This is a genomic window from Streptomyces sp. NPDC058274 (assembly GCF_042881375.1).
Lineage (GTDB): Bacteria > Actinomycetota > Actinomycetes > Streptomycetales > Streptomycetaceae > Streptomyces.
This window is the reverse complement of sequence record NZ_JBHVXW010000001.1, coordinates 820,964-840,248: the sequence shown is the minus strand read 5'-3', so window position 1 is coordinate 840,248 and position 19,285 is coordinate 820,964. Positions and strand designations below refer to the sequence as shown.

General features: G+C 72.8%; 13 protein-coding genes. 4 read left to right on the top strand and 9 right to left on the bottom strand.

Features of this window, described 5'->3' with window-relative positions; all coding sequences use genetic code 11:
• Positions 1 to 11: 11 nt before the first annotated feature.
• The 6 genes from ACFVYF_RS03775 to ACFVYF_RS03750 form a co-directional block, all read right to left on the bottom strand.
• Entirely contained in the window at positions 12 to 749 is a 738-nt protein-coding gene (locus ACFVYF_RS03775; RefSeq protein ID WP_389450195.1) for a class I SAM-dependent methyltransferase, read from the bottom strand.
• A complete protein-coding gene (locus ACFVYF_RS03770) occupies positions 746 to 2,062 on the bottom strand; it encodes a condensation protein (protein WP_389450192.1) in 1,317 nt (438 codons plus the stop codon). Before ACFVYF_RS03770 ends, ACFVYF_RS03775 begins: the two co-directional genes overlap by 4 nt.
• Entirely contained in the window at positions 2,059 to 6,669 is a 4,611-nt protein-coding gene (locus tag ACFVYF_RS03765; RefSeq protein ID WP_389450653.1) for an alpha-(1->3)-arabinofuranosyltransferase family protein, read from the bottom strand. Before ACFVYF_RS03765 ends, ACFVYF_RS03770 begins: the two co-directional genes overlap by 4 nt.
• Positions 6,666 to 7,466: a class I SAM-dependent methyltransferase gene (locus ACFVYF_RS03760; protein WP_389450189.1), complete on the bottom strand. Its 801-nt coding sequence runs from the start codon at positions 7,464 to 7,466 to the stop codon at positions 6,666 to 6,668. Before ACFVYF_RS03760 ends, ACFVYF_RS03765 begins: the two co-directional genes overlap by 4 nt.
• Complete coding sequence (locus tag ACFVYF_RS03755) at positions 7,463 to 8,614, bottom strand: glycosyltransferase family 4 protein (protein ID WP_389450186.1); 1,152 nt, start codon at positions 8,612 to 8,614, stop codon at positions 7,463 to 7,465. Before ACFVYF_RS03755 ends, ACFVYF_RS03760 begins: the two co-directional genes overlap by 4 nt.
• A 241-nt stretch (positions 8,615 to 8,855) precedes the next feature.
• The gene (locus ACFVYF_RS03750; protein WP_389450183.1) at positions 8,856 to 9,833 is read right to left on the bottom strand and encodes a DUF3068 domain-containing protein; all 978 of its coding nucleotides are present in this window, start codon (positions 9,831 to 9,833) and stop codon (positions 8,856 to 8,858) included.
• Between the two features lie 261 nt (positions 9,834 to 10,094).
• Between ACFVYF_RS03750 and ACFVYF_RS03745 the strand changes: the two genes are divergently transcribed.
• The 4 genes from ACFVYF_RS03745 to ACFVYF_RS03730 all read left to right on the top strand — a co-directional run bounded on the left by ACFVYF_RS03745 (position 10,095) and on the right by ACFVYF_RS03730 (position 13,340).
• Entirely contained in the window at positions 10,095 to 10,247 is a 153-nt protein-coding gene (locus tag ACFVYF_RS03745; protein WP_389450180.1) for a hypothetical protein, read from the top strand.
• A gap of 20 nt (positions 10,248 to 10,267) precedes the next feature.
• Entirely contained in the window at positions 10,268 to 11,488 is a 1,221-nt protein-coding gene (locus ACFVYF_RS03740; protein WP_389450650.1) for a helix-turn-helix domain-containing protein, read from the top strand.
• 233 nt (positions 11,489 to 11,721) lie between these two features.
• On the top strand, positions 11,722 to 12,495 hold the full coding sequence (locus tag ACFVYF_RS03735) for an IclR family transcriptional regulator (protein ID WP_389450177.1): 774 nt from the start codon (positions 11,722 to 11,724) through the stop codon (positions 12,493 to 12,495).
• Complete coding sequence (locus ACFVYF_RS03730; RefSeq protein ID WP_389450174.1) at positions 12,492 to 13,340, top strand: SMP-30/gluconolactonase/LRE family protein; 849 nt, start codon at positions 12,492 to 12,494, stop codon at positions 13,338 to 13,340. The genes ACFVYF_RS03735 and ACFVYF_RS03730 overlap by 4 nt, the downstream gene beginning before the upstream one ends.
• Before the next feature lie 71 nt (positions 13,341 to 13,411).
• Here ACFVYF_RS03730 and ACFVYF_RS03725 read toward each other — a convergent pair whose 3' ends face one another.
• The 3 genes from ACFVYF_RS03725 to ACFVYF_RS03715 all read right to left on the bottom strand — a co-directional run bounded on the left by ACFVYF_RS03725 (position 13,412) and on the right by ACFVYF_RS03715 (position 19,269).
• Positions 13,412 to 16,435, bottom strand: coding sequence for a beta-galactosidase (locus ACFVYF_RS03725; protein ID WP_389450647.1), 3,024 nt, complete (start codon positions 16,433 to 16,435; stop codon positions 13,412 to 13,414).
• Positions 16,436 to 16,582: 147 nt separating this feature from the next.
• Positions 16,583 to 17,377: an alpha/beta fold hydrolase gene (locus ACFVYF_RS03720; RefSeq protein WP_389450171.1), complete on the bottom strand. Its 795-nt coding sequence runs from the start codon at positions 17,375 to 17,377 to the stop codon at positions 16,583 to 16,585.
• A 296-nt stretch (positions 17,378 to 17,673) separates the two neighbouring features.
• Positions 17,674 to 19,269: a pyridoxal phosphate-dependent aminotransferase gene (locus tag ACFVYF_RS03715; protein ID WP_389450168.1), complete on the bottom strand. Its 1,596-nt coding sequence runs from the start codon at positions 19,267 to 19,269 to the stop codon at positions 17,674 to 17,676.
• Positions 19,270 to 19,285: the final 16 nt, after the last annotated feature.

Sequence of the window (19,285 nt, the reverse complement as noted above, 5' to 3'; positions counted from 1 at the left end):
CACCACATGGGTTACGTCCTTCGCGCGTGCAGCAGGAGGATCGAGGAGGCCGAGGGGACCGCGCAGGCCAGCCGGTCCAGCGGCCGCAGCGGACGCGGGACGCCGTGGAAGGGCGCACCCCGCAGCTGTACGACCTCGAAGCCGGAGGCGGCCACGAACTCCCGCAGCGCGCGGGCCGTGTAGAGCCGCAGATGACCCACGACCTCCTTGCCCGGCCGGCCGTGGATCGCGCGCAGGCTCACCTCGGAGAAGACCGGCTGGACGCCGGCCAGCAGCAGGGCGCGGTTGTACCAGGCGGCGAGGTTCGGGGTGGAGAGCATCAGGTGGCCGCCGGGGCGCAGCACCCGGCGGATCTCGTCCAGGGCGCTGTCCGGGTCCACGAGATGCTCGATCACCTCGCTGAACAGGACGGCGTCGGCCGACTCGGCCGCGAACGGCAGCCCGCCGTCGGAGAGTTCACCGCGGACGGCGTACGGCAGCCGGGCGTGGGCGCGTCTGAGGGCGTCCTGCGACCAGTCGACGCCGACGAGCCGGTGGCCGGCGAGGAGGGGTGCCGCGGTGGCCGCGGCGGTGCCGTCGCCGCAGCCGATGTCCAGGACGGTCTTCGCGCCCTCGGTGGCCGGGCCGAGGGCTGCGGCCAGCATCCGCGCCTGGCGCAGACTGCGGGGGGTACCGGAGGCGACGGGGACGGCCGGGTCCTCGTAGAAGTCGCGCAGGCCGGGTCGTCTCACCGGGGCGGACGTCGTCATGTGCCCTCCTCCGTCGCGTGCAGATAGTGCTCGAACAGGTCGCGGAGGTGGGCGCCGTCGCCGTGGCTGAGCAGACTGCGCGACCAGCGCAGGGCGCAGTGGAGGCGGCCCGCGGTGGACGCGGTCGTGACGGTCAGACCGCGGGGCATCCGGGCCGGGGCGGAGAACCAGACGGCGTGGGCGCGGCCGGCCTCCTCCCCGAAGTCCAGGGAGTACGGGATGCGGCCGATGTTGCTCAGCAGCGTGGTCGACGTCCAGGGCGCGGCCGCCCGGCGCAGGCCCCGGGTGGCGGCCGCCCGCCAGGCCACCGGGACCACGGGGGCCGTCAACAGCGCCGCTCCGTGGCCCAGTTGGGGGCGCGGCAGGGACTTCAGCGCCCGGGTGCGGTCCGCCGTGCGGCGCAGCAGCTCGCCCATCCGGTGCGCGTCCAACTCCTCGGGCGCGAAGGGGACTTCGACGAGCCGGGTGCCGTTTCCGATGGGCATGTCCGTGCCCCGGGGGCGGTCGTCGACCGGCATGGTGATGCGCAGGGGGCGGGGGCGGGCGCCGTGCTCCCGGTTCCAGTGGGCGATCATCAGGGCGGTGGCCGCCATCAGCTGGTCGTTCACCGTGTAGGGCGAGCCCTTGGGGCGGTGCGGGACGGCGAGCTCGGTGACGAGCATGCCGTTGCCGGGGGAGGGCTCGGGCGCACCCTGGGCGACCCGGGCGGGCGGGGTCCAGGTGGAGGGGGTCTCCACCTGGACGGCGGGCGAGGTGTCGGGGGCGCGCACCGGCGGGGCGGCGGGGGAGTTGTCCCGGCCGCCGTACAGCTCGGCCGCGGTGGCCAGAATGCGGAGACAGGCCGGCCCGTCCAGTGCCGTGTGGTTGATGGTGAGGAAGAGGACGGTGCCCTCGGACTTGTCGTCCTCGTCGACCACTTCGAGCCGGATCGGCGGTGACGCGGACAGGGGTGGGGCGTCGTCCAGCGCCCGCGCCCGTGCGTGCTTGAGCGCGTCGCGGTCCGGCGGCGGGAACGCCACCACCTCCACGTCCGGGTCCGGGGTCAGCTCCCACTCGTAGCGGCGCCGGTACCAGGGGCCCGCCGCCTCGCGCATCAGGATGCGCGGGTGGCGGTGCAGCGCCTCGGTGAAGGCCGTGGTCAGCCGGTCCGGGGCGAGGCGGCCCGGCAGATGGACCTCGATGTGGACGGTCTCGGGCTCCTCCTCCTGGAGGCAGTGCCGGGAGACCTCGTCGACCACCGGGAACGGAACGCGTACGGGAGTCCGCGGGGGCCCGTCCGTGCCGTCCCGCGCCGGGTGCTCCACCGCGGTCATGTGGCGCCGTCCTTCCCCGTGTCGTCCGGGCGGACCGTGTCCTCGGGATCCGTCGCCCGGAACTTCGGCTTGCGCAGTCCGAACCGTGTGGTGGGCGGGTCGGGGTCGGGCTGCGCCGATGCGGGCCCCCGGGCGGAGACGGTCGGCCCGGCCTCCACTCGCGGCGGGACCCCGGAGGACGCCTCGGAGTCCGGATGCGGCGAGGCACCCGGGGGTGGAGAGGTGTCCGAGCCCGCGTGCGGCGGCACACCCGGGGGTGGAGGCGCGGGGCTCTCCGGTCGCGGTGGTGCGCCCGGGGAGGCAGAAGCCGCCTCCGCCCTGCTGCCCGAATCCGCTCCGGCCGCCTCCGGTCCAGTGGCCGGGCCTGCCCCGGGACCGCCGCTCTCGCCCCTGCGCCGGCGCGGCAGTGGTGCCGTCGGGGCCTCCGCTCCCGGGGGCGCCGACGCACCGGGCGCCGTCCGCCACCGCAGGGTCGACCCCGCAGCGCCGGGCGTGGGCTCATGCACGCTCACCAGAGCCGCGAACAGGCCGATCAGCGCGAGGAGTTGGGCAACCGGTCCGAACGCGCCCGAGTCCTCGGCGGCCGGCGCCCCGGCCCCGGTCGCCGCCGCGATGCCCGCCCCCGCGAGGGCGAGGAAGGCGATCGGCACGAGCAGGGTGTGCCGCTTGCGTGCCAGCAGCGCCAGTAGCGGGACCAGCAGCGCGAAGAACCCGGCGATGACGACGCCCACCAGGGTGAGCGCCACCAGGCCCAGCCACAGGCCCGGGTTCGGCGGCACCGGCTGCGGCTCGTCGGTGCTGGGCGCACGGCGCCGCCACACCACGAGTGCCACCAGGGCCGCGACCCCGACCCCGCCGCCGATCAGCCCGGCCTCGTACGTGGTCGAGGGTGCGTACGACAGCTTGACCGTGCCGCCCGCGCCGGACGGGATCCGCCAGCCCTGCTGCCAGCCGTCGAGCCGGACCGGCGTGAGCTTCTTGCCGTCCAGCGTGGCCTGCCAGCCGTCGTTGAAGTTCTCGTACGTCGTCAGGTAGGAGGCCGCGCCCGAGCCGACGCTCACCTCCCGGCGGTCGCCCAGCCAGTCCTGGATCTTGAGGTCGCGTCCCGCGGTGGCGGGCTCCGCGACCGTGCCGTGCGTCAGCGTCACGTCCGTCACCGTCAGCGGCCCCGCGTCACCGGCCTCCACCCGGTGCGAGCCGGTCGCCAGGCCCAAGGAGGCGTTGTCGGCGCCCTTCTGGCAGAGCGTCAGGTCGATCGCCCGGCGGTCCACCAGATCCTCCACGGTCCCCTTCGCGCTGGTCTCGTAGAGCTTGCCGTCGACCGCGATGGCCGGTCCCTTTCCGCACGGGAGCGAGAACGTCCGCGACGGCGAGGGCTGCGGGGTGCGGTACTGGTCGAGGGCCGGGATGTACGCCTCCGTCAGCCCGACCGGCAGCTGCAGATCGTCGTCCGCGACCGGGTTGTGGACCGTCAGGGGCGCGGTCTGTGTGACGGTGATGTCGAGGTGGTCGGTGGTGATGGGGTCGAAGCGTGCCCAGCCGTTCTCGTCGACCCCGACGATCGCCGCGCCGTCCGGGGAGCTGACGCTGATCTTCGTCGGCCGGGTGGAGAGGCCGCCGGCCGGGGCCAGCACGATCGAGCCGACCGGCTGTTTGTCCGGCCAGCTCAGATGGATCGTCGGCCGGTCCCCGGCGATCCAGGCCGTCGTCAGGTCGCCGTCCGTGAGATTGCGCGCCGACAGGCCGGCGCCGAGCTTCGCCGTGGAGTCCGCCGTCGCGACGATCCGGCTCTGCTGCTCGGGCGCGACCTCGTAGAGCAGCTTGTCGAGTTCCTCACCGGGCACCGGGACCGCGCTCGCCTGCACCTCGTACGCCCCCGCCGCCGAGGTCGTGAAGCGGCGGTGCAGGCCCGCCTCGGTGCCCGTCGGGGAGAGTCCGGTGGGGTCGGCGGTGCGGTGCAGCGAGACGATGCCGGCGGCGGCGTCCGAGTCCGCGACGTCCGTCGGGAGCCGCAGCAGACGGGTCACCTGCACGTCCGGCAGGTCGATCTCGGAGAAGCCCGCACCGGTCAGGCCGGAGTGCCGCTCGGTGGAGTCGACGATCGTGATCTTCAGCCAACTGGACGATCCCGCACGGGCCTTGATGCGCTGGCTCTGGCCGTTGGGCTGGAGATAGCTGGTGACGGAGCCCTTCTCCGTCTCCACCCGTACCCGGGTCGGCGCCGAGCGCACCCCGTCCTGCGGCAGCGGGGTCACCTTGAAGGACGACGGCACGTCCACCGAGCCGCTGAACCCGATCCGCAGCCACTGCCCGTCCGCCGAGCCCGCCGCACCCTCCGCCCACGCGGTGTCCGGATTGCCGTCGAAGGCGTTCACCGGGTCGTACTGCGGCAGGTAGAACAGCCAGTTACCGGTCGAGGAGGCGGTCACCGAACGGGCGCCGCGCAGCTCGGCCACCGTCTGATGGCCGGTGCCCTTCACCGGCAGGATCTGGTGCGGTCCCTCACCCGGATCCTGCACGGCGTCGCTGTCATTGCGCTGGTCGCGGGTGTACGTGTACGAGGTGTTGGCGTTGACCAGGCCGAAACGGGTGTCGGCCCGCCGCAGTCCGTCGCCGGATATCTGTATCTCGGGCGTACCGAGCCCGGGGTGATTGTCACCGGTCAGCACGGTGGCCCGGCCGCGCAGCGCCGGGTCGGCGGACAGCGGCAGCAGCGCCTCGGGACCGCCCGAGACGACGGCGGTGTCGGCGACCGCGGTGAGCCCCGCCTGCCCGGGCCGTGGCACGTCCTGGCTCACCGGCTCGTAGACCTCGACCGCGCGCTGCCGCGGATACAGCCCCTCGACCTGCAGGGGAGTGCCATTCGCTATGCGCCCGCCGGTCATCACGGGCCCGAACCCGGTCACCCGCCGGTACCCGGACTGCTCCAGGGTCCGCTTCACGGTCGGCGTCGGGACGTAGCCGAGCTGATCGGGGTCGAGATCGTTGCGGACGACGACGTAGTAGAGGCCCGCACGGCTCAAGTAGTCCGCGAGACCCGGGACTTCGGCACCGGTCGCCAGCGCCTGCTCGACCGCGTCCATGGCCCGCCGGTTGCCCGCGGTGCCGAAGGGGACGTAGTCGCGCTGCGCCCAGCGGGAGTCGGCGAGGACGTCGAGGGGCTGGTCGATGGGGGAACCCCAGGTGTAGATGCCGTGCGCGGTGCCGGGGACGACGAGGGCGCGGGAGTCCGGGGAGTACTTCTCCAGCCAGTCGGCCGTGGTCTGCCAGTACTTGGGAAGCTCCTGGAACGAACCCGGGTTCAGGATCGACCCGTTGAGATACGGCAGGGCGAGCCCCGGCACGATGAGTACGGCGGCGATCAGCGGGGCGAACCGGCGGCCGCGGACCCGGCGGGCCCCGCGCTCCGAGGAGGCGACCCCCACCAGATGGGCCAGTCCGAACACGAGGGCGAGTGCCAGCCCGGTCTGGAACTTGTAGATGTTCCGGAAGGGGACGAGACCGCCGTTCAGCCAGTCCTGCACGACGCCGTGGAAGGGCGCGCCGAACGAACCGCCGTACCCGGCCAGGGTGATGAGCGCGACCGTGAGCACGGTCAGGACCAGCCATCGCCGCTCGGGCATGTCCCGCCGGGCGAGACCCGCGAGACCGAGCCCGGCCGCGAGCGCCGAGCAGAGGACCACCAGCACCGAGGAGACGACGGTCCAGCCGGCCGGCAGCCAGGCCTCACCGAAGTGCAGATACGCGACCCAGTTGCCGGCTCCGCGCAGGGTCTCGGTCGCGGACATGGTGGCGGTCGTGGTCTGGGAAGTCTCCACGTACGGAAGGAAGTTCTCGCCGTAGATACCGAGCAGCAGCAGCGGGACGATCCACCAGGCCGTCGCCAGGATCACCCCCGGCACCCACCAGGCGATCAGCTTGCGCTGCCGGGGCCCGCGCGGACGCGAGAGGAGATAGAGGCCGACGGGGAGCAGGGACGCCAGGGTCGCGGCGGCGTTCACCCCGCCCATGAAGGGGATGAACAGGGCCGAGCGCAGCGCCGCGACGCGGGCCGTGTACCGCTCGTTGGTCAGCGGCAGCAGCACCCAGGGGAGGAAGGCGCCCGGGAGCGCGGCGGCCGAGGTCGAGCCGACGACGATGGTGAACACCGGCCACAGCGCGTACGCCACCGCGGCGAGCAGCCGGGAGCCGCCGCTGCCTATGCGGAGCCGCTCCGCCAGCCGCAGCGCACCCCAGAACGCGACGGACACCACGAGCGACAGCCACAGCCGCTCCGCCAGCCACACCGGGAGATGCACCAGCTTGCACAGGCCGTAGAACGGCAGCATCGGCCAGGCGTAGCCGACGTACTGGTCCTGGATCCCGCCGAAGCCGCCCCGGTCGTGCCACAACTGGCCCAGGTCGGAGAGGAACTGCCAGGGGTCGAGCGCGACGCCGAGCTTGGTGTCGAAGGTCGTGCGTCCCGGGTGCACGACCAGGAACAGCACGAACACCACGGCCCAGAACCCCAGCAGCCAGCGCTTCGACCGCGGCCCCTCCGGGGGGCCGGAGGCGGTCGCGGTGGGGCGGACGGCTGCCGGGGGAGGAGCCTGGACCGTGCTCGTCATGCTGGACACCGCCGGAGGATGAGGAGGAGGTTCCAAGTGGCGAACTCGCGCAGCCCCGGCACCTTCGCCACGGCCGACGCGAGGAACGGCCAGTAGCGGGAGCGCGCCGAGACGACCGTGACGTCGTCGCGGGCGCGCACCTGCCGGAGGGTGGTGCCGATGTGCACGGCGTGGAGGTTCTCGCCGAGGGTGTGCTTGGCGTCCTTGCCGGTACGGCGCCGGTAGCGGGCCCGTGCCCGCTCGGCGCCGAGGTAGTGCCAGGGCGCCCACTCGTGACCGCCCCACGGGGACAGCCAGTTGGTGAACGACACGTAGATCAGCCCGTCGGGCCGGGTCACCCGCACCATCTCGCTGAGGAAGGTCCCCGGATCGGCGACGTGTTCCAGGACGTTGGAGGAGAAGCAGACGTCGGCGACCCCGTCCGCGAGCGGCAGCAGATACCCGTCCGCGACGACGGCACCTTCGGGCGGCTTCGGCCCCAACTCCCCTACGTCCGGCTCGAAGAGATACGCGTGCGCCCCGCGCCGGCGGAACTCGGAGGTGAAGTAGCCGCCCCCGCCGCCGATGTCCACGACGGTCCGGCCCTGGAGCGCGCCGTACGCCTCGACCTGGTCGGCGGCGTCCCGGGCCAGCAGCGAGTAGCAGGCCTCGGGATCCTCCTGCTCGTGCAGAAAGGCGCGGAAGAGGGCGAGGGACCGGCGTATGGAGGGGTCCTTGAGGCCGGTGCCCGCACCCCTGCCCCGCCCGGTGCCCGCGCCCGGCCGATTGGTCCGGCCCGCGCTGCTCGGGGTCCTCATGGCGTCCAGCCCCTCACCGCCTCCGCGGCCACGGCTCCGAACTGGCGGACCGTGTGGTTCCAGCGGAACTGGGCGGCGCGGTCGCGGGCCGCCTTGCCCATCAGCGTGCGGCGGTGGCCGCTGAGCGCGAGGGTGCACCAGGCCGCCGCGAAGGAGGACTCGCCGCGGGCCAGCACGCCCGTCTCGCCGTCCACCACGGAGTCGCGCAGACCGGGTACGTCGAAGGCGATCGCCGGGGTCTCCCGGGCCGCCGCCTCCGTGACCACCAGGCCCCAGCCCTCGACCGCGGAAGGATGCAGCAGCAGCCAGGCGGCGCACAGCAGCCGGTGCTTCTCGGCCTCGGAGACATGACCCGCGAACTCCACACCGGGGCCCGCGAGTTGTGCCAGCCGTTCGCGTTCCGGACCGTCGCCGATGATCACCAGCCGGCCTCCGGTGACCGGGCGCACCCGCTCCCACAGCCGCAGCAGCAGATCGATCCGCTTGTACTCGACGAGCCGCCCCATCGCCAGGAACAGCGGCTCCGGCGAGCGCGCGGCACGCGGCCCCGGCTCCTCGACCCCGTTGTGCACGACCCGGATCCGGTCCCGCTCGACCCCGATCGCGCGCAGGGCGTGGGCCGTCGACGGGGAGACGGCGACCACCAGGTTGCGGCGCCGGGCGCCGGTCAGCGCCCAATGCTCGAGTCTTCGGCCGAGCCGTGCGGCGGGCGCCAGCGCGCCGCCGAAGCGCATCCGCCACAGATCGGTGTGGACGTGGTTGACCAGGCAGAGCGTGGGGCCGCGGTGCCACAGCGGGGCCAGATACGGCATCCCGTTGCACACCTCGACCAGCAGGTCGCAGTCCCCGACCTCCCGGTGGAAGGCGGGGCGGGCGCGCAGATAGTGCCCCAGGTCTCCGCCTGCCGAGACGACCCGGTAGTCGCGGTAGGCCGTGGGACCTCCGCAGAGCAGCGTGACCTGGTGGCCGAGCTGGGTCAGGCCGTCGGCGAGCCGGTCGACCAGGAGTTCTGAGCCGCCCGCCGCGGGGTTGTCGAGGTCCCGGCGGGCGAGGAAAACGATTCGGCGCGGGTGTGGGGGGAGCGCCGGAGGGTACTGCGCGGAGCGCGGGAACGCCTCACGCAGCGAGGAAGGTACGTGCTGGGGCATTGGTGCTCCAACTCGTCTCAGGGTGCGGAACTCAGTGTGGGGGGCCGGAAGTGGAGCGCGCGCGGATCCTCGGTCTTCGGGTGGGTTCTCGGATCTGCCGGTCTGTGGGGGACGCGGGTGCCGGCTGTGGCGGGGTTGTGCGGGGGCTGTGCTGGGTGGGGGTGGACAGTTTTCGCCCAGTGGTTCGATGCTGCTACTCACCGAAGTGACAATTTCCGGGGTTTGTGGAGCTGACACCACATCACATCGTGAGCGGAGGCTGGGAGGACTCGGACGTTTCGGGATGTGGCCGCCCGCGTACCACCAAAACGACACCCGCGACGGCGAGCAGGAACCCGAGCACAGCGGCCCCCACGGGCAACGTCTGCCCCACCATGCGCAGTTGACCGCTCTCCTTCTTCGCCTGGTCCACCGCGAACTTCTGGGTGTCCGCGGTGAACGAGAGCTTCCGGCTGTCCAGGAGCACCGCCGCGTCCTTCTTACCGTCCGGGGCGCGCAGGGTCTTGCGCGGGCCGACCTGGGCGTAGATCACCCGGCCGGTGCGCTGGTCCACGACGAGCTCGATGAGGTGGTTGGCGTACCACTCCTCGGCGAGCACCTGGCTGCGCTCGGGCTGTCCGACGATGGCGCCCGGCACCAGACGGGTCCCGGTCCTGGTCGCGGGCACGGTGCCGGTGAAGCGGTAGCCCTCGTACCCGCGGATCTTCTTGGTGCCGCGGTAGTTCAACGTCACCGTCGCGCCAAGGGAGTTGTCCCACCAGCGGTAGGCGCGTTTCTGCACGTCGAAGGGGAACTTGAGGTAGGCCTCGCCCTCGATGTACGGCTTCTCCTGGCAGCAGTGCACCGGTGCGTTGGTCCTCCGGTCGGTGACCCACCGGTGGGGTGTGAACTCCAGCGCGTCGTGGGGATCGGCCGCGGGCAGCGACTTGTCCGTGTCGACCGTCGTCGTCACGTCCCAGACCGCCTTCCCGCTGCGTTCGCTGTCGGCGACATCGCCGCGCACCTGCTGGGTCACGGTGATCTTCTGGTCGGGCACGGTCTTGACCTTGTCCACGTCGAAGACGCTGCCCGAACCGGTGTAGACGGCGGTGGTGTCGATGTCGACGGGGTTCACGGCGGCACGTGGCTGCACGTACCAGGCGAGCAACGGGGCCAGTACCAGCAGGAAGGTGCCCAGGCCCAGCAGGACCAGGGAGACGGGTGATGCTTTCCGGCGCATCCGGGCACTCCAGAGGCTTGAGGCGGCTCGGCGGACGCGTGATACCGGGTGATACGTGGTGATACGCGTGCCTCGACACCAGGAGGGAAAGTGCACGTGCGGTATGGGCCGGGAACCGTAGGCGCACCCTTGACGGGGTGTCAATGCATTGTCGAGACTGGGGACTTGCCGGGCGGGGCCGGCGTGGGACAGACCGCACGGGTTCGCCGGTGCGGGCGACCGGGGTGGGGACGACCTCCGACAGAGAGGCTGACCCTGCGCATGTCCAGACTGCTCGCTGCCGCACTGACGGTCACGGCCGCCGCCGTACTCGCGGTCGGTGCCGCACTCGGCATCGTCGCGCTGCTCGACGCGACCCCGGACCAGCCGAACACACCGCTGATCACCTACGAGCATGCCGCTCAGGGGCGCTGACCGTGGCCTCCCGCCCGGGAATGGTCTCCGTGCGCTCGGCATGGCGTGACGTCCCGCCGCTCCAGTTACGGCAGTTCGCGGCGCTCGCGATGACCGAGGCGCCGGTGCTGGCCGAGGAGATCCTGCACGAGATCCGCCGGGAGTACCCGCAGCTGCCCGTCGTGCTGGACGACTCCGGCGAGCCGATGGCGCTGGTCGGGATCCGCCGGGCGATCGAGGTCTTCATCCAGCATCTGGAGACCGCCGACGGCCCGCGCGTCCACCCCGAGGTCTTCCAGGAGTTCGGCCGGGGCGAGGGCCTCAACGGCCGCAGTCTGAACTCGCTCCAGGCGATCTACCGGCTGGGGGTCCGGCTCGCCTGGCGCCGCTTCGCCGAGATCGGACAGCGCGTCGACATCCCGCCACCGGCGATGTACGAGCTGGTCGACGTGGGCTACGAGTATCTCGACTGGCTGGTCGACCAGTCCGTGCGCGGCTATGCCGAGGCCGCCGCCCGGCAGGCAGGGGAGCGCCTGCGCCTCCAACGGCGCCTGATGGAGTTGCTCCTGTCCGAGCGCACCCGGGGGGACGCCACCGAAGCGCTGGCCGAACGCGCCGCCCGGGTCGGCTGGCCGCTGCCCGACAAGGTCGCCGTCGGGGTGCTGCTGCGCCCGGCCCGCGAGGCCGTCGCCCCCGCCGTCGGCCAGAGCGTGCTGCTCGACATGGAGTACGAGCAGCCCCGCATGGTCGTGCCCGACCCGGACGCGGCCGGCCGTCCCGAGCTGCTGCACCGCGCGCTCACCGGCTGGGCCGGGGCGATCGGACCGCCGGTGCCGCTGGCCGACGCGGCGAAGTCGCTGCGCTGGGCGGAGGCGGCGCTACGGCTCATGGAGCGCCGGCTGCTGCCGGGCGGCGAGGTGCTGCACTGCACGGAACACACGGAGGCGCTGGTCCTGCTCCAGCCCGAGGAACTGATCGACGACCTCGCGCTGCGCTGCCTCGAGCCCCTCGCCCACTGCGGGCCCACCCACGGGCGCCGCCTCGCGGAGACCCTGCTCGCGTGGCTGGAAACGCGCGGGGGCGCGCCCGAGGTCGCCGCCCGGCTCGGGGTCCACCCGCAGACCGTCCGCTACCGCCTCCGGCAGATCCGGGAGCTGTGGGGCGACGAGGTCGACGATCCGGACCGGCGCTTCGAGCTGGAGCTGGTACTGCGGGCGCAGCGCCTCCGCGGTGAGCTCGGCGACCCGCGCCCCCGCCGCTGACGTCCGGCCGGGGCCTTGTGTGCAGGTCCCTGCCCACCGTCGGTTTCCCGCCCATCAGGCATCTTGGCCACCAGGCATCCGACCCTGCCCACCCGTCGGTTTCCAGCCGCCCACTCGGCTCGGCGGGCGGGCCGGCGAGCGTCCGCCCATTGCCCGGCCAAGCCCACTATGACTAGCCTGTGTTCGTCATCCCGATCGTCTGTTGAAATTTCGAACAAAGGGAGGGGCCGCTCGTGGGACGCCTCGTACCTGCCGTGACCCGCGCTCTCGACATACTGGAACTCTTCCTCGACGGGGACGGCACGCTCTCCGCTCCCGACATCGTGCGCCGGCTCCAGCTCCCGCGCACCACCGTGCACGAGCTGGTCACCACACTCGCCGCGCGGTCGTACATCGTGCAGGTGCCGGGCCAGCCCGGACGCTACCGGCTCGGGGTGCGGCCCTACCAGCTCGGCAGCCGGTACGCCGAGCAGCTGGACCTCGCCGCCGAGGGCCAGCAGGTCGCCCGCTCGGTCGCCGAGACGTGCGACGAGACCGTGCACGTGGCCATCCTCGAAGGCACCGACGTCATCTACATCGCCAAGGTGGACTCCACGCACGCCGTGCGGATGGTGTCCGCCGCCGGGCGCCGGCTGCCCGCGCACTGCACCTCCGTCGGCAAGATGCTGCTCGCCTCGCTCCCCGAGCCGGAGCTGGCCTCCCGCATCCCCGACAACGCCCGGCTGGCCGCGATGACGCCCAACAGCATCACCGAGCCGGCCGCCCTGCGCGAGGCCCTCACCGAGATCCGCCAACGCGGCCTCGCCGTGGAGAGCCGTGAGTCCAACCCGGACGTCAGCTGTGTCGCGGCCCCGGTCCGCGACCGCACGGGACAGGTCGTCGCCGCCCTCTCCATCTCCGTACCGATGATCCGCTGGAGCGACGAGCGCCGGGCCGAGCTGGAGCAGCTCGCCGTCAAGGGCGCGGCCGAGCTGTCCGAGCGGCTCGGGCACCGGAGCGTGGGATGACGGGCTTCGAGGTCGCGGTCCACGCCCGCGCGTCGCTCGGGGAGGGGCCCACCTGGGACGCGGCCGGGCGGCGGCTGATCTGGGTGGACATCCTCGGCTCCCGGGTCCACACCTACGCCCCGGTCTCCGGGCGCCGCACGGTCATGGTCACCGAGCAGCACGTGGGCGCGGCGAAACCCCGGGCGGGCGGCGGCCTGGTCGTCAACCTCCGTGACGGCGTGGGGCTTTACGGTCCACCGGGCGCGGCCGAGGGCTTCCGGTGGCTGCACCGCGAGCCCGTCCCCGGCCGCCGGGGCAACGACGCGGCCGTCGCACCCGACGGCACGCTGTGGGCCGGCACCATGCGCTACGACGAGGCGCCGGGCGGCGGCACGCTGTCCCGGATCGCACCGGACGGCGGGATCCGCACGGTCCTCGACGGCGTCGCCGTCAGCAACGGCACGGGCTGGAGCCCGGACGGACGGCTCCTGTACTACGTCGACTCGCCGACCCGGCGAATCGACGTGTTCGACTTCGACGGCCAACAGCCCTCCGGGCGAAGGCCGTTGGCGGTCGTCGACGCCGGCTTCCCCGACGGGCTCACCGTCGACGCCGACGGCTGTGTCTGGGTGGCGCTGTGGGACGGGGGAGCGGTCCGCCGCTACACCCCGGACGGCGACCTCGACCGCGTGATCGAGCTCCCGGTGCGCCGCCCCACGGCCTGCGCGTTCGGCGGCGCCGACCTCACCGACCTGTACATCACCACGGCCCGTACGGGACTTGACGCGCCGCACCCGCTGTCGGGCTCGCTGCTCGTGGTGCCCGGCGCCGGAAAGGGACTGCCTCAGCCTCCCTTCGCCGGATAGCGGCCGACCGCACCGGGCTTACCCCGGTGCGCGACGGCCACGACGAGGCTCGCGCACGGCCATGGCGAGGCTCAGGACGCACCCCCGCGTTTGGACGCCCGCCCCGGGGAGTCCACCGGGGTCACCGCAACACCTCCGGCCGCGCTGCCCAGCAGGGTCAGCGTCACCTCGCCCGGCCCCGACGGTGTGGTGCCGTCGGACAGGACGGCCAGGGCGAGGGTGTTGGCACCCCGGGTGCGCAGCACCCCGTTCGGCAGGACGAAGGTGTGCTGGGGGCCGACGTCGTTGATGTACTGCCCCATGTTCCAGCCGTTGAGGAAGATCTGGACGCGGTACGCGCGGGCCGGGTCGTCCGCGAAGGCGAGCCCGATCGAGGCGTCCACTCCCGGGTCGACATCCAGCCGGAAGCCCGTCCGGTACCAGGAGACACCCTGCCGCCGGTCCGCGCGCGGGAAGTCGACCAGATCCCAGTCGCGGTCCGTGAAGCCCGGCAGATGCCAGCCGTTGCGCTCCCCGTACAGGCCCCCGTTGTTGAGGGGGCCGCGCACCGGGTCGGCGCCCGTCTCGCCCTGGAGGCGCCAACTCAGGTCGGGTGAGGCCCCGTTGAAGGTGACGGCGGTCAGGCCCCGGGCCGCCTTGTGGGTGTCGTTCGCCTTGCCGTCCTGGTCGTGCTGCATCCGGCGGACGAGCACGGAGAGCACATGCGGTCCCGGCGCGCGCACCTCCACGGGGAAGGTCGCCGTCGCCGTCCAGGTGCCCTGCCGGACGGTCTTGGTGTCCGGCACCGGCATCCGGTGCGTGCCGAGCGGCCGGCCGTCCAGCCACGCCATCAACAGCCCCTGCGTACCGGCGACATACGCGAGGGACACCGCTGTCGCACCGGCCGCCTCCTCGAAGCGGCCCCGGTACCAGACGTCCCCGTAGTGGAAGCCGTAGTCGTCGCTGAAGAGCACCGGCTGTCCGGCCGGCACCGGGGTCGTGCTGTGGGACGCCGTCTTCTCCGCGGCCGGCCAGGACGAGTCGTCGAAGCCGGGCTCCGACTCCGGGTTCTCGAGCCGGTGGCGCCAGTGGGTGAGGGCGGGCAGCGCCACCGGTCCGACGCCGGGCAGCCGCTGCTCGGTGCGCAGGCTTCCGGAGGTGGTGGACCGGCATCTCGACGTGCCGTGGTTCCACACGACGTCGCGCACCCCGCGCGGTGCCCAGACCTCCAGGTCCGTGTCCTCGACGGTGTCCCCGGTGAGATGGACGGCCGAGCCCCGCAGGGCGGCGGTGCGCAGCAGCGCGGGCCCGTGCACCAGGACAGGACCGGACGGGGTGTCGTCACGCCACAGCCGGGCGGACTCCTCGTCGTCGGCGAGGAGCAGCAGCAGCGGCGTGGACGTACCGCCGCCCTCCACCAACACCCGTACGAGACCGTCGAGTTCGGCCGCCACGCGCAGGACGCCATCGTCGTAGTCGTATTCCACGTCCCCGTCCAGGACCGTGACCACCGGCTCGCTCGCGTACTCCAGCACCGTCTCCGTCGGGTCTCCCGGCCGGCCCGTGAACACCGCGATGTCCCGGCGCCCGGCGGTGAGCCACAGCATGGGCTGCGCGGTGGAGTACCGCACCGTGCGCCGCCCGAAGGTGAAGCCGGCGGCGAGCAGCCGCGCGTCGAGGCCGGGGACGGAGACGGGGACCGGCTCGCCCGCCCCCGCCAGCGGGACCGAGGCCGTGATCTCGTCGGGCGTGTCGTTGCGCAGCACGTAGAAGTGCGCCTTGGTGTCCGGGTTGACCAGGTGGTACGCCTTGATCCCGGCGCCGCCGCCCGCCTCTTCGCCCGCCTCGCTGTCCACTCCGCCGACCGTGATGTCCTCGGCCCGGTCCAGTTTCGCCAGGTCGGGCAGGCAGTGCAGGAGCTGCCCGAGCTGGTGCATCGGGACCAGTTTCGGGGTCGGCTGCCGTGCCTCGTCGAGGGCGGCTCCGTAGTCGTACGACGTGTAGACGACCGGCGCGGGCAGCCAGCCCCAGGAGGTGCCGCCGAAGGTCATGTAGACGTTGTGGATCTTGATGCCATTGGCGAGGTTGGTGAGGTAGAAGCGCCGCTCGTACGCCGCGTCGCGGGTCCTGGCCGACTCCGTGTACCCCTTGCCGCCGAACTCCGCCCCGCCCCACGGATCGAACCAGCCGCCCCCGAACTCGGCCAGCAGCCCCGGCGTTCCGGGGCTGGCGGTCGAGCCGCCCTTCGTGCCGCCGACGCCGAAGTAGCCCCAGTCGGGCGGGGGCGCGGACGGTGACGGGTAGCCGTCGAAGCCGTACAGGTAACCCCCCTTCTCCCGGCCCGTGTCGAAGGTCCCGGGGGCCCAGTAGCCGTTCCGGCCCTTGTCGTTGTGGAAGAGCGGGACGTCGATGCCGTCGGCGCGGACCTTCGCGTACAGATGCGCCATGTAGTCGCGTCCGGCGGGCGAGGTGACGTGGTCCGCGTACTCGTTCTCCAGTTGGTAGAGGACGATCGTGCCGTCGCCGTGGGTGTAGAGGTGACGGGTGGCGATCCGGTCGACCTCCGTCAGCCACTCGTCGGCGTACTTCAGATAGGTGGGGTCGGCGGTCCGGGCGGTGCCCTTGGTGACGGTCAGCCAGCCCGGGAAGCCGCCCGCGTCGATCTCCGCGTTGATGTACGGGCCCGGCCGCAGGATGACGTACAGCCCGGTCTCGGCGGCCGTGCGCAGGAACAGGTCCAGGTCGCGCACGCCCGTGAAGTCGTAGGCGCCGGGCGCGGGGGAGTGGAAGTTCCAGGACACGTAGATGCTGATGGCGTTGTAGCCGTGGGCGCGCAGCTTCTGCAGGACGTCCCGCCACAGCGAGGGGCTCGGCAACCGGAAGGGATGCACCTCGCCGGACCACAGCACCAGGCGTCTGCCGTCGACGAGCAGGGAGTACTGGTCGAAGCCGATGGTGTGGGTCCGCCCGTCCGCCGCCGGCGGGCCGGGCGCGGGTCCGGTGGGCGCGGTGCCGGCCGCGTACACCGCGCCGCCTCCGCCTCCGCTGCCGCCGAGCGAGAGGCCGAGCGCGCTGGTTCCGGCGATCGCGCTGAAGGTACGTCTGCTCAACACCAACGGAATCTCCTCGGGGGGCGCGGGTGCGGCCATTGTCCACAGCGGAACCCCCGACCACGCCCGATGCGGACCCCGCCACGGACGGATTACGCGGTACGGGCGCTCCGGGCTCGCTCACGGCAGCACGGCCGCCGCTCCCCGGCGCGTTCAGCCGGCGTCGAGGAACTCGTCCAGCAGCGGCAGGAGGAGGGAGGTGCGCCGCGTCAGCTGCATATGAGTGGTGGCGGGCAGCACGGCCAGCTCCGACCCGGGGATGAGCCGGTGCATCTCGGCGGCGTGCTCGATGCGGACGAAGTCGGTGTCGCCGATGACGAGGAGCGTGGGGGCCGTCAGACCGCGCAGATCGTCCGGGGTCCACGGCAGGGCGGCCGTGGCCGCTGCCGTGGACTTGGCGAGGAGCTCCTGGAAGCGCTCCGGGTGCGGGGCGGTACGGGCGTACGCCTCGGACATCTGCTCGAAGTCCGCCTGGCCGGGCATGCGTGGCGAGGTGAAGTCGGGCGTGCGGATCTCGTCGTGGTAGCCGTCCTGGGTGAACGGGGTGGAGCCCAGGACCAGCCGTCCGACGCGCTCGGGGTGGCGCACCGCCACCTCCAGCGCGGTGAGACCGCCCAGGCTGAAACCGAAGAGGTCGGCCTGCTGGATGCCGAGTTCGTCGAGCAGCGCCACCACGTCCGAGGCCAGACCCTCCACGGAGATGTCGCGGTCGATGTCGGCGGTGCGACCGTGCGCCTGGAACTCGACGGCCACGACGCGCCGGGAGCGGGCCAGGGCGGGCAGGACGGCGGAGAAGGACAGGTCGATGGTGAGCACCCCGCCGTGCAGCAGCACCAGCGGGCGCTCGGCTCCGGCCTCCGGGCCCGCGTGCACCTCGTAGTACATCTCGAGGCCGTTGACCTTCGCGTAACCGGTCTCACCCGGTGAAGTGGCGCCCGTGTGGTTCATGGTGTGGTGTCCGTCCGGTCGTCCGATGCGCTGACACCACTACGACCGCCCGGGCGCCGAGAACTCATCGGTTCCGGCGACCGGTCCTGGGGTGCGGGTGCGGGTGCGGGTGCGGGTGCGGGCACGAGTGCGGGTGCGGGTGCGCGTCCGGCCTGCCCGGCCGGGCCACCGCTCCCCGCACGCCACTGCCTGGCCGGCCCACTGCACGCCACTGCCCGGCCACCGCTTGCCGCACGCCACTGTCCGGCCTGCCGTTCGGGGCAGCCCCCGTCGGGGGCTGCCCGGGCCGGCGGGACCTAGCCGACCTGGTTGTAGCGCCCCGCCCCCGCGGCCGGCCAGCCCACGACCTGGGGCTGCGGCTGGGGCATCGGCTGGGACTCGGCCGCCTGGACGGGCGAGGGGGCCGGTACGAGCCCTCTCGCCTGGGCCGCGGTCAGCCCGTTCATGGCCCCGTTGGCGGCTCGCGCCGCGGCCGTGGTCGGGAAGGCCGCCGCGGCCGGAGCCGGGAACGCCGCCGCGGGGGCCGGGTATGTCGCCGGGGTCTGGGCCGGGTAGGCCGGGGGCGCCTGCGGCGGGAACGCCTGGGCCGCGGCCGGGGCCGGAATCTGGGCCGGGACGGGAGCCGGGGCCGGGACGGGGGCCGGACCGGGCCACGCACCCGCCTGCGCCGCCAGTCCCGCGATCCCCGCGCCGTTCGTGGCGCTGACCAGCCGGTCCACCGCCGCCGTACCCGAGCTGTAGCTGGTCCCGGTGCCCAGCTCGGGCACGGCGGCTCCCCTCCTGGTCCCGTAGAGCACCTGTTCCAGGCCGGACACCAGGCGACGCACGTCGACCTGGGGGCGCACCACGAGCCGCAGGAAGCGGCTGGACGAACCGATCTTGTTGCCGCACTCGCGGACCAGGATCCGGTGCTCGGTGAGGAGCCGGTCCCGGACCACGGTGCCCTCGGCGCCCACGGGGAGGCGCACGAAGAGGAAGTTCCCCTGCGACGGGTAGACCGTAAGGCCGGGCAGCTGGGCGAGCTGGCCGGCCATGTCGAGCCGGTCGCGGCGGACCTGCTGCAGGCTCTGCAGGTACTCCGCGCCGTGCTCCTTGAGCATGAACACCACGGTCTCCGCGAAGGAGTTGAGGTTCCACTTGGGCAGCGCGGCCCGTATTTTGCCCGCCAGGCTCGGGTTGGCGACGAGGTACCCGAAGCGGATCCCGTGCAGCCCGAAGTTCTTGCCGAGACTGCGCAGCACGATGACGTTCGGACGCAGGATCGCCTCCTCGACGACGCTCGGCTCGCTCTCCGCGTCGGCGAACTCCAGGAACGACTCGTCGATGACGATCAGGTCCACGTCCTGGAGCGAGTCCATGAAGGAGACGAGGGTCCGCCGGCTGAGGAAGCCGCCGTCCGGGTTGTTCGGGTTGCAGATGACGGCGACTCGGGTGCCGCGGGCACGGATGAACTGGATGTACTGCGCCGGGTCCAGGGCGAAACCGCTGGACTCCTGGAGCGGGAACATGTCGACCCGCTTGCCGGTCTCCATCGGCTGGTCGGTCCAGCGGCCGAACGTGGGCACGGGAATGGCGAGCGACTCCCGGACCAGCAGGTGGTCGATCCAGGTGATGAGCTCGGTCGAGCCGTTGCCCATCGCCACGCACTGCGGGGGGAGTTGGAGCAGGCTGCACAACTCGGCCGTGATGGTGTCGGCGCTGCTCGGGTAGTACGTGATGATCTCGCGCAGCCGGCCGGCCAGATCGTCGAACATGGCCGGCGTGGGGAAGTACGGGTTGCACGGAATACAGAAGTCGACCGGGCCGGCCCCGTCGCTCTCACGCGTCAGCGCAGCCATCGAGGGGCTGTGCGCCGCCGTACCGCGAAACAGCGAGGTGACGTTGTCGGCCATGGAACCTCCGTATGCG

What these genes read in the sequence shown, in the direction of transcription:
- ACFVYF_RS03720 (WP_389450171.1), bottom strand. Translation starts at nt 17,377, where the DNA reads ATGAACCACACGGGCGCCACTTCACCGGGTGAGACCGGTTACGCGAAG.
- ACFVYF_RS03715 (WP_389450168.1), bottom strand. Translation starts at nt 19,269, where the DNA reads ATGGCCGACAACGTCACCTCGCTGTTTCGCGGTACGGCGGCGCACAGC.
- ACFVYF_RS03745 (WP_389450180.1), top strand. Translation starts at nt 10,095, where the DNA reads ATGTCCAGACTGCTCGCTGCCGCACTGACGGTCACGGCCGCCGCCGTA.
- ACFVYF_RS03740 (WP_389450650.1), top strand. Translation starts at nt 10,268, where the DNA reads ATGGTCTCCGTGCGCTCGGCATGGCGTGACGTCCCGCCGCTCCAGTTA.
- ACFVYF_RS03730 (WP_389450174.1), top strand. Translation starts at nt 12,492, where the DNA reads ATGACGGGCTTCGAGGTCGCGGTCCACGCCCGCGCGTCGCTCGGGGAG.
- ACFVYF_RS03755 (WP_389450186.1), bottom strand. Translation starts at nt 8,614, where the DNA reads ATGCCCCAGCACGTACCTTCCTCGCTGCGTGAGGCGTTCCCGCGCTCC.
- ACFVYF_RS03775 (WP_389450195.1), bottom strand. Translation starts at nt 749, where the DNA reads ATGACGACGTCCGCCCCGGTGAGACGACCCGGCCTGCGCGACTTCTAC.
- ACFVYF_RS03765 (WP_389450653.1), bottom strand. Translation starts at nt 6,669, where the DNA reads ATGACGAGCACGGTCCAGGCTCCTCCCCCGGCAGCCGTCCGCCCCACC.
- ACFVYF_RS03770 (WP_389450192.1), bottom strand. Translation starts at nt 2,062, where the DNA reads ATGACCGCGGTGGAGCACCCGGCGCGGGACGGCACGGACGGGCCCCCG.
- ACFVYF_RS03760 (WP_389450189.1), bottom strand. Translation starts at nt 7,466, where the DNA reads ATGAGGACCCCGAGCAGCGCGGGCCGGACCAATCGGCCGGGCGCGGGC.
- ACFVYF_RS03750 (WP_389450183.1), bottom strand. Translation starts at nt 9,833, where the DNA reads ATGCGCCGGAAAGCATCACCCGTCTCCCTGGTCCTGCTGGGCCTGGGC.